Raw genomic sequence first — 15,479 nt, forward strand, 5'->3', positions numbered from 1 at the left:
GAGATGACAGAGTGGGGGGATGCCACTGCTCACCGACCTCGTGCCGCTGGGCGCTGACGAAGACACCGTCTATGACGGGTTTGTGCAGTGGGCAACCAGTCGTGGACTGACGCTCTACCCCGCTCAAGACGAGGCGGTTATCGAGATTGCCTCTGGTGCGAACGTGGTGCTTTCGACCCCGACCGGCACCGGAAAGTCGATGGTCGCGATTGCCGCTCACGCGGCGGCGCTCGCCGCCGGTGGGCGCACCTACTACACTGCGCCGATCAAAGCCCTGGTGAGCGAGAAGTTCTTCGCGCTGGTCGACATCTTCGGTGCAGACAACGTCGGCATGGTTACTGGTGACTCATCGGTCAACGCAGATGCGCCCATCATCTGCTGTACGGCAGAGATTCTGGCGAACCTCGCACTGCGTCAGGGGCCTGATGCGCTTGTTGACCAGGTCGTCATGGACGAGTTTCACTACTACGGCGACAGCGACCGCGGCTGGGCGTGGCAGGTGCCGCTGCTGATTCTGCACCGCGCGCAGTTCATTCTGATGTCGGCGACCCTCGGTGACGTCGCCGACATTGCCGAAGATCTCGAGCGACGAACGGGTCGCCCCCTCGCGCGCATCACGGGCGTCGAGCGGCCGGTGCCATTGCACTACTCGTATGTGCGCAAACCAGTGCACGAAACGGTTGAAGAGCTCCTCCACACGGGTGAGGCGCCGGTGTACATCGTGCACTTCTCGCAGGCTGCCGCGATGGAGCGTGCGCAGGCGCTGTCGTCGATTCGCATCGTGTCGCGTGAGCAGCGAGACGAGATCGCCGAGGCGATCGGCGGGTTCCGCTTCACCACCACGTTTGGGCGCACGCTCTCGCGCTATGTGCGCGCGGGGATCGGTGTTCATCATGCCGGGATGCTGCCGCGCTACCGGCGGCTCGTCGAAACTCTGGCGCAACGCGGCCTGCTTCGCGTCATCTGCGGTACTGACACTCTCGGTGTCGGTATCAACGTGCCGATTCGCACCGTCATGATCACCGCGCTGACCAAGTACGACGGTCAGCGAATGCGTCAGTTGAGCGCGCGTGAGTTTCACCAGGTAGCTGGCCGGGCGGGTCGTGCGGGCTACGACACGGCGGGCACGGTGGTTGTGATGGCCCCCGACCACGAGATCGACAACGCCTCATCGCTGGCGAAGGCCGGGGATGACCCGAAGAAGCTCAAGAAGGTCGTGCGCAAGAAAGCACCGCAGGGTTTCGTCAACTGGGGCGAGGCCTCGTTCGAGCGACTTGTTGACGCTGAGCCCGAGCCGCTGGTTCCACAGATGCAGCTCACCGCGGCCATGCTCATCAACATCATCGCGCGGGGCGGCGACGTGTTCGAGAACGTGCGCGACATCGTGCGCAACAACCACGAGCCGCGTGCGCGACAGTTCGAGCTCGCGCGACGCGCCCTCGATATCTTCCGCACCCTGGTGGCCGCCGACGTAGTTGAAGTGACGGGGGATGGCAGCATCCAACTCACTGTCGACCTGCAGGCGAATTTTGCCCTCAACCAGCCGCTGTCGCCTTTTGCGCTCGCCGCGATTGAGTTGCTAGACCCCGAGGACGAAGCCGGCAGCGTGGGAAGCGGGCACTACGCGCTCGATGTTGTGAGCGTGATCGAGTCGACCCTCGACAACCCTCGGCCGGTGCTTTCTCAGCAGCAGTTTTTGGCTCGCGGCGAAGCGGTTGCCGCAATGAAACGCGACGGCATTGAGTACGACGAGCGGATGGAACTGCTCGAAGAAGTGACCTATCCGAAGCCGCTCGAAGAGCTGCTGAACCAGTCGTACGAGGTCTTCGCGTCGAGCCAGCCGTGGATTCGCGACTTCGAGCTCTCGCCGAAGTCGGTCGTGCGCGACATGTTCGAGCGGGCCTTCTCGTTCGCCGAGTTGACGCAGCACTACCAACTCGCGCGCAGCGAGGGGCTCGTGCTGCGTTACCTCTCTGATGCCTATCGCGCCATTCGACAGACCGTGCCGACCGAAGCCCAGACGTCTGAGCTGCTCGATCTGATCGAGTGGCTGGGCGAACTTGTGCGCCAGGTTGACTCGAGCCTCGTCGACGAGTGGGAAGCGCTGATCAACCCGGTGACCGACCCCGCCGCTCCCGTTGTTCCGCCAGCACCGCCGTCGGTGCTCACCAACCGGCGCGCGTTTCTCGTGCTGGTGCGCAACGAGCTGTTTCGCCGCGTGCAGCTGGCAGCGTTGCAGAAAGACGACGAGCTCGTTGAACTCGACCCCGACGTCGACTGGCCCGCAGCGCTCGACGTCTACTTCGACGACCATGACGAGCTGCTTACCGGCGGGCCAGCGCGTTCACCTCGACTGGTCGATATCGACGAATCGTCGGCTGATGAGGGAGTGTGGCGCGTCGAGCAGACGATTGACGACCCCGCGGGCGACCACGACTGGCGCATTCGCGCTGAGGTCGACCTCGCCGCCTCGGTCGAAGAGGGCACCGCCATCGTGCGCGTGACGGAGGTCGTGCGGCTCTAGTGCGCCGGTGGGTCCGCTTGGTGGCTTGCGTAGCCGGTTCGGGTGCCGGTGTTGAACGGGTGTTCCTTGTTGAACGGGTGTTCCGCGTTGTTCGGGTGCCGGTGTTGTTCGGGTGCCGGTGTTGTTCGGGTGCCGGTGTGCAGAACGGCCGGAGCTTTTGGTGACACGCGGGGTGTGGATGCTGCGGTGCGGCGTGTCGTCGAATCGCCCGGCCGTTTCGCCGCGCGCTGGCGGCGGGAGCGGAAGGCTGCCCCCTCGCGTGCCGGTGGCGTGCACAGAAGGCTGGCACCCCCGCGCGCCGGCGGCTGGCACCCCCGCGCGCTGGCGGTCCGCAGCGAAGCCTGGCACCCGCGCGTGTTGAACGGGTGCCTGTGTGCAAAACGGCCGGGGCTTTTGGTGACACGCGGGGTGTGGATGCTGCGGTGCGGCGTGTCGTCGAATCGCCCGGCCGTTTCGCCGCGCGCTGGCGGCGGGAGCGGAAGGCTGCCCCCTCGCGTGCCGGTGGCGTGCACAGAAGGCTGGCACCCCCGCGCGCCGGCGGCTGGCACCCCCGCGCGCTGGCGGCGGGCACCGCGGCTTGCTGGCACCCCCGCTCGCCGGCACGGCCCGCCGAAGCCGGGCACACCCGCCTGTGGAAACGGGTGAGCGGTGTCGGGCGCCACGGCTACCCTGGGAGGGATGAGCAACCAGTCCGACCCATACGCAGACCTGGTGTGGGATCCAGACGAGCACGCCCCGCCGCCGGAGTTTGATGAGCCGCCGTTTGACGAGGGGCCCTATCGCGGCGCGCCGAGTTCAGCTGCGGGCGCGCCCGCGGGCACCTCCAGCTCAACCAGGCGTCAGGGCACCGCACGGTCTGGCGGCAGCGCCGCCGCTGTGCCAGCTGGTCCGCCTGCCACGTTCCCCTCGTCGCCGCGCAAAGACTTCGTCGGTGCCGATGCCCGCGCGGTGTTGCACGAGGTCTACGGCTACGACACCTTCCGCGGATACCAGGGCGAGATCATCGACCAGGTCATCGCTGGTGGCGATGCCGTGGTGCTCATGCCGACCGGCGGCGGAAAGAGCGTCTGCTACCAGCTGCCCGCACTCGTGCGACCTGGCACCGGACTGGTGGTGAGCCCGCTGATCGCACTGATGCACGATCAGGTTGACGCACTCAAAGCCAACGGTGTGCACGCGGGCTACCTCAACTCGACGCAGAGCTCTAGCGAACGGGCGGCGGTCGAGCAGGCATACCTCTCGGGCGAACTCGACCTGCTCTATGTCGCACCCGAGCGCCTCAACACCGAGGCCACCCTGCGCTTTCTGGCGCGAGGAAAGCTCAGCGTGATCGCCATCGACGAAGCACACTGTGTGTCGCAGTGGGGTCACGACTTTCGCCCTGACTACCTCGGTCTCGGCGGCCTCGGCGAGCGGTTCCCTGGGGTGCCGCGCCTCGCGCTCACGGCGACAGCAACCCGCGCGACTCACAAAGAGATCACTGAGCGTCTGCAGATGCCAAAGGCGAAGCACTTCGTTTCGAGCTTTGACCGCCCCAACATTCAGTACCGCATCGAGGCGAAGACCGATCCGCGCAGGCAACTTGTCGCCTTCATCCGCTCTCTTCGCGTGGCGACTGACACCGAGCCGCCGGCCGGCATCGTCTACGCGCTCAGTCGCAAATCGGTCGAGCAGACTGCGGACTACCTCAGCACGCAGGGCATCAAGGCGCTGCCCTATCACGCCGGCCTGCCCGCCGAGACGCGAGCTGCCAACCAGTCGCGCTTCCTGCGCGAAGACGGTGTCGTCATCGTGGCAACGATCGCTTTCGGCATGGGCATCGACAAGCCCGACGTTCGCTTCGTCGCACACATTGACCTGCCGAAGTCGGTAGAGGGCTATTACCAAGAGACCGGTCGCGCCGGACGTGACGGCGAAGCATCCATCGCCTGGATGGCCTATGGTCTCGGTGACGTCGTGCAACAACGCCGAATGATCGACCAGAGTCCAGGCGACCGCACCTACAAGGTGCGGCTCGGACAGCACCTTGATGCGATGCTCGGCCTGTGCGAAACCGTCAGCTGCCGACGTCAGAATCTGCTCGATTACTTCGGGCAGCCATCGCAGCCCTGCGGCAACTGTGACACTTGCATCGAAGCGCCCGACACCTGGGATGGCACGATCGCCGCACAGAAGCTGCTGTCGACGATTGTTCGGCTGAAGCGCGAGCGCAACCAGTCGTACGGTGCCGGTCATCTCGTTGATATTCTGCGCGGAGCATCGACCGAGCGAATCCGCCAGCAGGGTCATGACACACTCGCCACCTACGGGCTTGGCTCGGATCTCAGCGACCAAGACTGGCGCAGCGTCATCCGGCAGATGCTCGCGCGCGGAATCATCGTCGCGCAAGGCGACTACGGCACCCTCGCTCTCGGTGAGCCCGCGGGAGCGGTGCTGCGCAGTGAAGCGACCGTTCTGCTGCGTCGCGATGTGATCGGCCGCGCGGGCACGGCGCCCCGGGTTCGCAAGACCTCAGCGTCTGACACATTGGATGCCGCGGACCGCGGACTCTTCGAGAAGTTGCGCGAGTGGCGAGCAGGTGTGTCGAAAGAGCTCGGCGTGCCGGCCTACATCGTCTTCGGCGACGCGACGCTGCGCGCGCTCGCCGAGCATCGTCCACAGAGTCTGGGCGACCTCGATGGAGTGACGGGAATTGGTGCGAAGAAGCGCGAGGCGTACGGCGAGGCGGTGTTGGCGGTCGTGGCTGGCTCCTAGCCGACAGGATGATCCGGTTGAAAACCTAGCTCTGTTCGGTTTATGCTCGAGGGCATGAGCAATGACGCCACTATTGACACGCGTTTTCGTGACGCATCGCTGCCGATCGACGATCGCGTAGAGATTCTCCTGTCGCAGATGACCATCGAAGAGAAGGCCGGGCTGCTTTTTCACACGATGATCGCGATCAGCGATCTCGACGAGGGCAACGCGATGTTCGACATCCCCTCGGCGCGCGAGTTCATCGATGACAAGCTGATGAGCCACTTCAACCTATTGGGCGCGGCCCCCACGGGACGCGAGATCGCCGCCTGGCAGAACTCTTTGCAGAAGCTGGCCGCATCCACCCGGCTCGCAATTCCGGTCACTCTCTCAACCGATCCACGCCATTCGTTCAGTGAGAACCCTGGGGCTGCGATCATGGCCGGACCGTTCTCGCAGTGGCCAGAGACAATGGGGCTCGCCGCGACTCGCGATGAAGAACTCGTTCAGCAGTTTGCCGACATCGCTCGTCAGGAGTACACGGCCGTAGGCCTGCGCGTGGCACTGCATCCGCAGGTCGACCTTGCCACCGAGCCTCGTTGGGCACGCGCCACGGCGACCTTCGGCGAAGACCCCGAACTTGCCGGCCGCATGGGCGCTGCCTACATTCGGGGCTTTCAGGGCGAGTCGTTCGGTGCCGGATCCGTCTCGACGATGACGAAGCACTTTCCTGGTGGCGGACCGCAGAAGGACGGCGAAGACCCGCACTTCGCCTATGGGCGCGAGCAGGTCTATCCCGGTGGCCAGTTTGAAACGCATCTCAAGCCTTTCGAGGCAGCGTTCGAAGCAGGCACCCGCCAGATCATGCCCTACTACGGCATGCCGGTGGGCACCGAGTACGAAGAAGTCGGTTTCGGTTTCAATAAGTCGGTGATCACCGGACTGTTGCGCGAGCGCTATCGATTCGAAGGTGTGGTGTGCACCGACTGGGGACTGATTCACGACCGCGCGCTACTCGGTCACGTTCACGCTGCCCGAGCGTGGGGTGTTGAGCATCTGACCCCGCGTGAGCGCATGAAGAAGGTCATGGACGCCGGCGTCGACCAGTTCGGCGGCGAAGCATGCCCCGAACTGCTGCTTGAGCTCGTCGCAGACGGTGAAGTGACCGAAGAGCGCCTCGACGTCTCGGCGCGCCGCGTGTTGCGCGAGAAGTTCGACCTCGGGCTGTTCGAGAACCCATTTGTGGATGAAGACAAGGCTGACGCGATTGTCGGCAACGCCGAGTTTCGCGCGGCGGGCGAAGCCGCCCAGCGCGCGGCGATCACGGTGCTCGCCAACACCGGAGTGCTCCCGCTCGCGAATCGTCCGAAGCTCTACGTTGAAGGAATCGACGCAGACACTGCCGCGCGCTTCGGTGACATCGTTGCCACCCCGGCTGAAGCAGAAGTGGCGGTGCTGCGACTCCAGGCTCCGTTCGAAGAGCGCGAGACGATGTTCGAGAACTTCTTTCACGCGGGTTCACTCGACTACTCAGACGAGGTCGTGGCTCATGTGCGCGAGGTCGCGGCTACCGTGCCTACGGTCATCGACGTGCTGCTTGACCGCCCCGCAGTTCTCACACCATTCGTCGATCATGTCGCGGCAATCACGGCCAACTGGGGCGCGAGTGCCGCCGCACTGCTCGATGTGCTGACCGGCGCTGCGTCGCCGAAGGGTCGTCTGCCGTTTGACCTGCCGCGCTCGATGGCAGCGGTCGAGGCATCACGCCCTGATGTGCCCTTCGACACCGAGAACCCGCTCTTCCGCTTCGGTCATGGGCTGAAGCTCTAGGCCACCTCGCCCAAGCAACACTCATCACTTGAGGCCACTGTTCTTGCACGTGCGGGCGCATTGGCCTCGCTGCGCAATGGGGTCTCGGCGATGACATGTCGGGAGTGCACATGACCGGCGAAGCTGTAGCGTCGCCGGGTTGTAGCAATGCGCCAACGGTGTTGCCGGGCCGTTGGAGGAGTCCTACGGTCGAAAGTGACTTAGCCTGCCCTCCAAAGCCGAAAGGTGATGCCATGTCTGACACCGCCGTCCGTTCTTCGACGCCCGCCAAGAGCAAGCGCACTCCTGCCGGCGGCGCGCCTACCGCCGCACACAGCGCCGCCGAAGCATCCGAGCCCCGCATCGAGATCGATGCGGTGACCGACTTGCTGCTGGGAACGTGGGCAGACACCCGCCGCGAGGCGCGAGAGATGATCAAGGATCCCGCATTCTGGCGCATCGAAGGTCAGCCCATGGCCGAGCACCGCGAGCGTGTGCTCGAGCAGATGCACCTGCTGGTTCCGCATGGCGCATCGCGCCGCGCAATTCCGAAAGAGTACGGCGGCGAGGGGAACAACGGCGCCAACATTGCCGGATTCCAGGAGCTCGTACTCGCTGACCCCAGCCTGCAGATCAAGTCGGGTGTGCAGTGGGGGCTCTTCGGCTCTGCGGTGCTGCAGTTGGGCACGAAGAAGCACCACGATAAGTGGCTGCGCGACATCGTCGACCTGACCATTCCCGGCGCATTCGCGATGACAGAGACCGGCCACGGCTCAGACGTCGCCGCAATCGGTACCACCGCGACCTACGACGTCGAGACCGAAGAGTTCGTCATTCACACACCGTTCCGCGGTGCATGGAAGGACTATCTCGGCAATGCCGCTGTGCACGGCAAGGCAGCAACTGTGTTCGCACAGCTTATTACCGGTGGCGTGAACTACGGAGTGCACTGCTTCTTCGTTCCGATCCGCGACGACGAGGGCAGCTTCATGCCCGGCGTCGGTGGCGAAGACGATGGCGTCAAGGGTGGCCTCAACGGCATCGACAACGGTCGCCTGCACTTCGATCAGGTGCGCGTGCCCCGTGAGAACCTGCTCAACCGCTACGGTGATGTTGCCGCTGATGGCAGCTACTCGAGCGAGATCTCCAGCCCAGGCCGCCGCTTCTTCACCATGCTCGGCGCGCTCGTGCAGGGTCGCGTCTCGCTTGATGGCGCCGCAACGACCGGCACGGCGCTCTCGCTCTATATCGCCCTCACCTACGCCAACCAGCGTCGTCAGTTCGATTCTGGCTCGGGCACCGACGAGATCGTGCTGCTCGACTACGGCAAGCACCAGCGTCGTCTGCTTCCGCTGCTCGCCCAGAACTACGCGCAATTCTTCGCGAACGATGAGCTGCTGCAGAAGTTCGATGGCGTCTTCTCGGGTCGCAATGACACCCCCGAAGAGCGCGAAGATCTCGAGACCCTTGCCGCCGCGCTTAAGCCGCTCTCGACATGGAACGCCCTCGACACCATCCAAGAAGCGCGCGAGGCGTGCGGTGGCTCCGGCTTCCTTGGCGAGAACCGGCTTGTGGGCCTTCGTCAAGACCTCGATGTCTACGTCACCTTCGAGGGCGACAACAACGTTCTGCTGCAGCTTGTCGGCAAGCGACTGCTGAGCGATTTCGCAAAGCAGTTCAAAGGGGCGGATGCTGCCAAGCTCGCGAAGTACGCTGTCGGCCAGACCGCGGGCAAGGTCTTTCACGGCGCAGGCTTGCGTCAATTCGGCCAGTCGGTCGCCGACTTCGGTTCGACGGCGCGCTCGGTCGAGTTCGGCCTGCGTGCAGAACAGCAGCATGAGCTGCTCGCCGGACGCGTTGAGCAGATGGTGTCAGACGTCGCCTCGGCGCTGCGACCGGCCTCCAAGCTCTCCTCGAAAGAGGCAGCCGAGGTCTTCAACTCTCGCCAGGCAGAGCTCATCGAAGCGGCTCGTGCACACGGAGAGCTGTTGCAGTGGGAGGCGTTCTCTGACGGTGTCGCCTCGGTCGAAGATGAGGGCACCGCGCAGGTGCTCACTTGGCTTCGAGACCTCTTTGGCCTCTACCTGATCGAGAAGCACCTCGCCTGGTACATGATCAACGGGCGGCTCTCGACCCAGCGTGCGGCATCGGTTACTCGCTACATCGACCGACTCTGCACGAGGCTTCGTCCGCACGCTCAAGACCTCGTCGACGCCTACGGCTTCGCGCCCGAGCACGTGCGCGCTCCGATCGCGTCAGGCGCCGAGCGAGCTCGCCAGGATGAGGCCCGCGAGCACTATCGTGCGCTCGCTGCATCGGGCGAGGCGCCCGTGTCAGAGAAGTCGCTCAAGAAGAAGTAGTCCGTCGCACCGCGAGTATGTCAAGAAAACTTGACATACTCGCGGACTGGGTCGTAGCCTTCGTGTAAATAATTCTTTACACGAAGGAGCAGACCATGCGCGCAGTCGTCTTCCGGGCCTACGGAGGGCCCGAGGTCGTTGAGGTTGTCGAGCGGCCGACGCCCGTCGCCGAGCCCGGCACCGTCGTCGTGCGCGTCGAAGCCTCGTCTGTCGGGGCATCCGACGCCGCGTTTCGATCGGGCGAGTCCTTCGCCGCACGGCTCTTCGCGGGACTGCGAAAACCGCGACCGTCGATCCAGGGTTCGGACTTCGCGGGGATCGTCGACTCGATCGGCGACGGCGTCACCGAGGTTGCGCCGGGCGACAGCGTGTGGGGGGCCACTGGAGCCGCGATGGGTTCGCACGCCGATTTCGTGCGCGTCAAGGCCTCGGGCGTGATCGCGCGTCGTCCTGCGGGGCTTTCGTCGACGGATGCCGCCGCCCTCGTCGACGCGACGGCGATGGCCTTCCTCCGTGACACCGCACAGCTGCAGAGCGGCGACCGTGTGCTGATCAACGGAGCATCCGGCGCGGTCGGCACGTTGGCCGTACAGCTCGCCCATACGTGGGGAGCCGAGGTCACCGCGGTGTGCAGCGCCGAGCGCGCGCAGGCGGTGCGCGACCTCGGAGTCGAGCGCGTACTCGACTACCGAGCAGTCGACATTCCAAGACTCGACGACCGCTTCGACGTCGTGTTCGATGTGAACGGCAACCTCGGCTACCGCCGCGCGCGAGCGCTGCTCACCCCGACGGGCCGCTACTTGATCACGGTGCCGACCTTCGGTGCGCTCTGGTGGCACCTGTGGACGATCGGCTCACGCGGACGACGCTCGCGCATCGCGCTCACTGGACTCAGGAAGGATGCCGCGAAGCGCCACGATCTCGCCGTCACCGCCGAGCTGGTCGACGCCGGGTCTCTGCGCGCCGTGGTCGAGGGGACCTACCCGCTGGCCGAAGCATCCGCTGCGCACGCCCATCTCGACCGCGGGCGCGCCGGGCAGCTCGTCCTCTCGATGGCCTGACACTGTCCGCCCCGCGCCGTAGGGTTGCGGAATGAGTGCGGATGTGCGGATCGGGCCCGACGGCATCGCGCGTTGCGCGTGGGTGGGGGATGACGCGGAGTATCGCCGCTACCACGACGAGGAGTGGGGGCGACCGCTGCACGGCGACCTGGCGCTGTTCGAGAAGATGAGCCTTGAGGGCTTTCAGGCCGGACTCAGCTGGATCACCATTCTGCGCAAGCGACCGCACTTTCGTGAGGTGTTTGCAGGTTTTGATCCCGCGGTGATCGCGCGATTCGATGACTCGGACGTCGAGCGGTTGATGATGGATGCGGGAATCATCCGCAATCGATTGAAGATCGGGGCGACCATTTCAAACGCTCGACTCATGCTGGAGTTGCGTGCGGGGGAGTTCGACCAGTTCATGTGGTCGTTTGCGCCAGAGAAGCGACCTCGTCCGCAGTCGCTCGCAGATGTGCCTGCCACGACGGCTGAGTCCGATGCCATGAGCACGGCGTTGAAGAAGTGCGGTTTTCGTTTCGTCGGGTCAACCACGATGTATGCCTTGATGCAGTCGTCTGGCATGGTCGATGACCACGTGCCGGGTTGTTGGCGCGCGGTCATCGTCTGAGTAGGAGCGGTTCTGCGCCCGCGCAGAAAAACACAAGCGCAATGTCGCCGGTGCACGCCAGAATGTAGGTGGCACCACGAGAGGAAACTCATGACCGAGGCATCCGGACACATCGCTGATTCTCACGAGGTGATTCGCGTCGTCGGTGCACGCGAGAACAACCTCAAGAACGTGAGTGTTGAAATTCCCAAACGGCGATTGAGCGTCTTTACCGGCGTGAGCGGATCGGGCAAGTCTTCGCTCGTGTTCGGCACGATAGCGAACGAGTCTCAGCGCCTCATCAACGACACTTACCCCACGTTCGTGCAGCAGTTCATGGGGCAGATGAATCGCCCCGAAGTCGACGCACTCGAGAATCTGAGCCCGGCGATTCTGGTCGATCAGGAGCGCATGGGGGCAAACGCCCGCTCGACGGTCGGCACCGCAACCGATGCGCACGCGATGCTGCGCTTGTTGTTCAGCCGTATCGCTGCACCGCACATCGGCTCGCCACAGGCCTATTCGTTCAATGTGCCGTCGGTCAGCGGCAGCGGGCGCATCAAAACGGCGTCCGGCAAGAGCGAGGCTCGGTCATTCTCGGTGACCGGCGGAATGTGTCCGCACTGCCAGGGTCTCGGCGAGGTAAGCGACGTTGACCTGGCCGAACTATTCGATCGTGAGAAGTCGCTCACCGATGGTGCCATCACGATCCCCGGCTACAGCGCCGACGGCTGGATGGTGCGCGGATTCAGCGAGTCAGGGCTGTTTCCCGCAGATGTGCCCATCAAGGACTTCACTGAGCAGCAGCTCAATGACTTTCTCTACAAAGAGCCCACCAAGATCAAGATCCAGAACATCAACATGACCTATGAGGGTCTGGTTCCCAAGATCACCAAGTCGATGCTCCAGAAAGACCGCGATGCCCTGCAGCCGCACATTCGCGCGTTCGTTGACCGGGCTGTCAAGTTCCTAGCTTGCCCGCAGTGCGAGGGCACGCGGCTTGCGCAGGCCACACGTGATTCGAAGATCGACGGCGTGAGCATTGCCGACGCCGCCCAGATGCAGATCACCGACCTTGCCACCTGGCTGCGCTCGATCAAAGATCCGCAGGTGGCGCCGCTGCTGGTCAGTCTGCAACAGCTCATCGATTCGTTCGTCGAGATAGGGCTGGGGTATCTCTCGCTCGACCGCGCGTCGGGAACCCTCTCTGGCGGTGAAGCTCAGCGCACCAAGATGATTCGCCACCTTGGCTCCTCGCTGACCGACATCACTTACGTATTCGACGAGCCAACGGCTGGCTTGCACCCGCACGACATTCAGCGCATGAACGACCTGCTTCGTCAGCTGCGAGACAAGGGCAACACCGTTCTGGTTGTCGAGCACAAGCCGGAGGTGATCGATATCGCCGATTACGTCGTTGACCTCGGCCCCGGCGCCGGCCGAGCGGGTGGCGAAGTGCAGTTCAGCGGAACCGTCGCCGATCTTCGCGCGTCAAACACTCTCACCGGGCGCTACCTTGACCACCGGGCGAGGCTGAAAGAGTCCACGCGCACACCGAAGGGCGTGCTTGAGATTCGGGATGCTGCGCAGCACAACCTGAAGAATGTCAGCGTCGATGTGCCACTGGGCGTGCTCACCGTCGTGACAGGGGTTGCGGGGTCGGGAAAATCGTCACTCATCCACGGCAATCTGCCCGCGTTTGACGATGTCATCGTCGTCGACCAGTCGCCCATCAAAGGCTCCCGACGCAGCAGCCCCGCGACGTACACGGGCCTGCTTGACGGTATTCGCACCGCTTTCGCTAAGGCGAACGGCGTCAAGCCTGCGCTGTTCAGCGCGAATTCCGAGGGAGCATGCATCGCGTGCAAGGGGCTTGGCGTGATCATCACCGAGCTCGGCTTCGCCTCGACGGTCGAGACCCGCTGCGACCTTTGTGAGGGCAGTGGCTTTGCCAACGAGGTGCTCGAGCACTTGCTCGACGGCAAGAACATCAAAGAAGTCATGGCGATGACCGTGGCTGAGGCAGAGGAGTTCTTGCCCAAGAAAGGAGCAAGCCACACCACGCTGGCGCGCATGATCGACGTCGGAATCGGATACATCACGCTCGGCCAGGCGCTCAGCACCCTGTCGGGCGGAGAGCGCCAGCGGTTGAAGCTGGCAATCTCGATGGCCAAGAAGGGAGCGATCTATGTGCTCGACGAGCCCACGACCGGGCTTCACCTCGCCGACGTTGACAACCTGCTCGGCATGCTCGACAGGCTGGTCGAGTCAGGCAACAGCGTGATCGTGATCGAGCATCATCAGGCGGTGATGGCGCACGCCGACTGGATTATTGATCTGGGCCCGGGCGCGGGCCGGGGCGGGGGCGAAATCGTTTTCGAGGGTACGCCAGCCGACCTCATTGCGTCGTCGGATACTCTCACCGCAGCACATCTGCGGCAGTACGTCGGCGGCTGATGGCCGACCGGCGTCGCTTCAGGCCTGTTTGGAGTGCTCGGCGATAGCGACGGGATCAGCGAGGTGGCGACCAGTGTGGCTGAGCACCTTCACCATGACCCCTCGATTGCGCAGAGCGGCGATGGTGCGTCGCTCTTCTTCGTTGTCGCGGCCTAAAGCGTGCATATTGGCCACCACGAGCACGTCGCCGCCTTTGAGGGTCCCGAAAAGGCGGACCAGTCGCTCTTCCCACGATTCGAGCGTCTCGGGTGCCGGGTGACGGAACCCTTCAATCGGCACTCCGAAACGAGTGAGCTCGTTTCGCTGATCGACCACCGAGGGCATGTCGTCTCGCGAGATGACGAGACCAACCAGCCGCGCACCGGCGGGACGGGCCTGCCACCAGTGTCGATCGGCCTGAAGCTCGGTGAAGCAACGCGGGCAATCGGCAGCAGGGTGCGGCAGGTGGAGCGGAGCTGTCTCGGGATGCGCGTGATCGCTGGGTGTGTGGATGCCGTTGGTTGCGGGAGTCATTGCTGTCTCGCTCATGGAGATACCTCTTCGTCGGCTCTCATTCTCGCCCAGCACGCACTGATCCGCCAACCGTTCACTCTTTCTCGAGCTGCAGTGGCACGCTGAGCTCATCAGCATCCAGCTCTGCGAGGGCCTGGCAGAGCGCAACCCGCAGGCCTAGGCTCCGCGCTAAGCCGGGTTGCGCGCGGTACCGTGAGCCATGATCATCATTGCGCACTGCCAACGGCGACAGTGCGAGAACGCCGAGAGAAGCCGATGAACGACTCACTGGATGACATCCTTTACCCCGACATCGAACCCTACGAGACCGGACAGCTGATCGCGGGCGAGGGCAATCGCATCTACTGGGAACAGAGTGGCAACCCCCACGGCAAGCCCGTGGTCTTTCTGCACGGTGGTCCGGGCGGCGCAACCTCTCCGTGGCAACGCCGATTCTTCGACCCTGAGCGCTATCGCATCATTCTCTTCGACCAGCGAGGGTGTGGAAAATCCATCCCGCACGCGAGCGATCCTGAGGCTGATCTTCGCTTCAACACAACCTGGCACCTCGTGGCTGACATCGAGTTGTTGCGTCGCAACCTCGGCATCGCGAAGTGGCAGGTCTTCGGCGGTTCATGGGGCAGTGCGCTCGCGCTCGCATACGCCCAGTCGCACCCCGACGCGGTGAGCGAGATCGTGCTGCGCGGCATCTTCACCCTTCGCCGACATGAACTCGAATGGTTCTACGAGGGTGGGGCAGGAGCCGTGTTCCCCGATCTCTGGGAAGACTTCATCGCACCGATTCCGGTACTCGAGCGCTCCCACATGCTGGCGGCCTACCATCGGCGACTCAGCGATCCAGACCCCGCGGTGCACATTCCCGCGGGAGTGGCATGGTCGAGGTGGGAAGCGTCCACGCTGACCTTGCTTCCCGACCCTGAGCTGGTCGCCGACATGACCGACCCCGCCGCAGCCACCGCGTTCGCGCGAATCGAGAACCACTACTTCATGCACGGTGGCTGGTTCGAAGAAGGCCAGCTGATCAGCGGGGTGCGGGCGATCCGCCACATTCCCGCCGTGATCGTGCAGGGACGCTACGACATGTGCACGCCGCCGATGACCGCGTGGGATCTGCACCGGGCGTGGCCCGAGGCAGAGTTTTTCATGATCTCGGATGCTTCGCACGCCGCCACCGAGCCGGGGATTGCGGCGGTGCTGCGCGCCGCAACCGACAAGTTCGCCGCCGAGTTCGAACCCGTGAGCGAGCCTGAAGCCGCCCGCTATGACGCACTTGCTGAGACGCAGCCGTTGTCTCTGGCCGAGGCAGAGGCCGCGTCCCTGGTAGACTAAGGATTCTTGCAGCGCTCCGATGCGCTTCTTGCGTCGTAGAACGCTCCCTCGCCGCCGTCTGTAGACACGCTCCCAGACGTCGCTGGCTGAAACTTTCGCAC

General features: G+C 64.2%; 10 protein-coding genes. 8 read left to right on the forward strand and 2 right to left on the reverse strand.

All coding sequences use genetic code 11. The features are described from left to right. The first annotated feature begins 19 nt into the window (after window positions 1-19). The 7 genes from WDU96_RS02110 (at window position 20) to WDU96_RS02140 (ending at window position 13,536) form a co-directional block, all read left to right on the forward strand. Entirely contained in the window at window positions 20-2,524 is a 2,505-nt protein-coding gene (locus tag WDU96_RS02110; protein ID WP_337336832.1) for a DEAD/DEAH box helicase, read from the forward strand. A 678-nt stretch (window positions 2,525-3,202) separates the two neighbouring features. Further along, a complete protein-coding gene (gene recQ, locus WDU96_RS02115; protein WP_337336833.1) occupies window positions 3,203-5,278 on the forward strand; it encodes a DNA helicase RecQ in 2,076 nt (691 codons plus the stop codon). Between the two features lie 54 nt (window positions 5,279-5,332). Further along, the gene (locus tag WDU96_RS02120; protein ID WP_337336834.1) at window positions 5,333-7,090 is read left to right on the forward strand and encodes a glycoside hydrolase family 3 protein; all 1,758 of its coding nucleotides are present in this window, start codon (window positions 5,333-5,335) and stop codon (window positions 7,088-7,090) included. Window positions 7,091-7,323: 233 nt separating this feature from the next. After that, a complete protein-coding gene (locus WDU96_RS02125) occupies window positions 7,324-9,429 on the forward strand; it encodes an acyl-CoA dehydrogenase family protein (RefSeq protein WP_337336835.1) in 2,106 nt (701 codons plus the stop codon). 95 nt (window positions 9,430-9,524) lie between these two features. After that, window positions 9,525-10,490 (forward strand): NAD(P)-dependent alcohol dehydrogenase, encoded by a 966-nt coding sequence (locus WDU96_RS02130; RefSeq protein ID WP_337336836.1) that lies wholly within the window; start codon window positions 9,525-9,527, stop codon window positions 10,488-10,490. A gap of 31 nt (window positions 10,491-10,521) precedes the next feature. After that, the gene (locus WDU96_RS02135; RefSeq protein ID WP_337336837.1) at window positions 10,522-11,100 is read left to right on the forward strand and encodes a DNA-3-methyladenine glycosylase I; all 579 of its coding nucleotides are present in this window, start codon (window positions 10,522-10,524) and stop codon (window positions 11,098-11,100) included. 90 nt (window positions 11,101-11,190) lie between these two features. Beyond that, window positions 11,191-13,536, forward strand: a complete 2,346-nt coding sequence (locus tag WDU96_RS02140; RefSeq protein WP_337336838.1) for an excinuclease ABC subunit UvrA — start codon at window positions 11,191-11,193, stop codon at window positions 13,534-13,536. An 18-nt stretch (window positions 13,537-13,554) separates the two neighbouring features. Here the strand turns inward: WDU96_RS02140 and WDU96_RS02145 are convergent, their stop codons facing one another. Beyond that, complete coding sequence (locus WDU96_RS02145; RefSeq protein ID WP_420063924.1) at window positions 13,555-14,064, reverse strand: recombinase family protein; 510 nt, start codon at window positions 14,062-14,064, stop codon at window positions 13,555-13,557. A gap of 58 nt (window positions 14,065-14,122) precedes the next feature. Further along, the gene (locus tag WDU96_RS02150; protein ID WP_337336839.1) at window positions 14,123-14,317 is read right to left on the reverse strand and encodes a hypothetical protein; all 195 of its coding nucleotides are present in this window, start codon (window positions 14,315-14,317) and stop codon (window positions 14,123-14,125) included. On the opposite strand from WDU96_RS02150, the gene pip reads away from it, so the two are divergent. Beyond that, window positions 14,305-15,378 carry a prolyl aminopeptidase gene (pip, locus tag WDU96_RS02155; protein WP_337336840.1) on the forward strand — a complete coding sequence of 358 codons (1,074 nt, stop codon included), beginning with the start codon at window positions 14,305-14,307 and terminating at the stop codon, window positions 15,376-15,378. The two genes, WDU96_RS02150 and pip, sit on opposite strands and share 13 nt — an antisense overlap. The last annotated feature ends 101 nt before the right edge of the window (window positions 15,379-15,479 follow it).

It is taken from the genome of Microbacterium marmarense (genome assembly GCF_037204165.1).
GTDB classification, from domain to species: Bacteria; Actinomycetota; Actinomycetes; order Actinomycetales; family Microbacteriaceae; genus Microbacterium; species Microbacterium marmarense.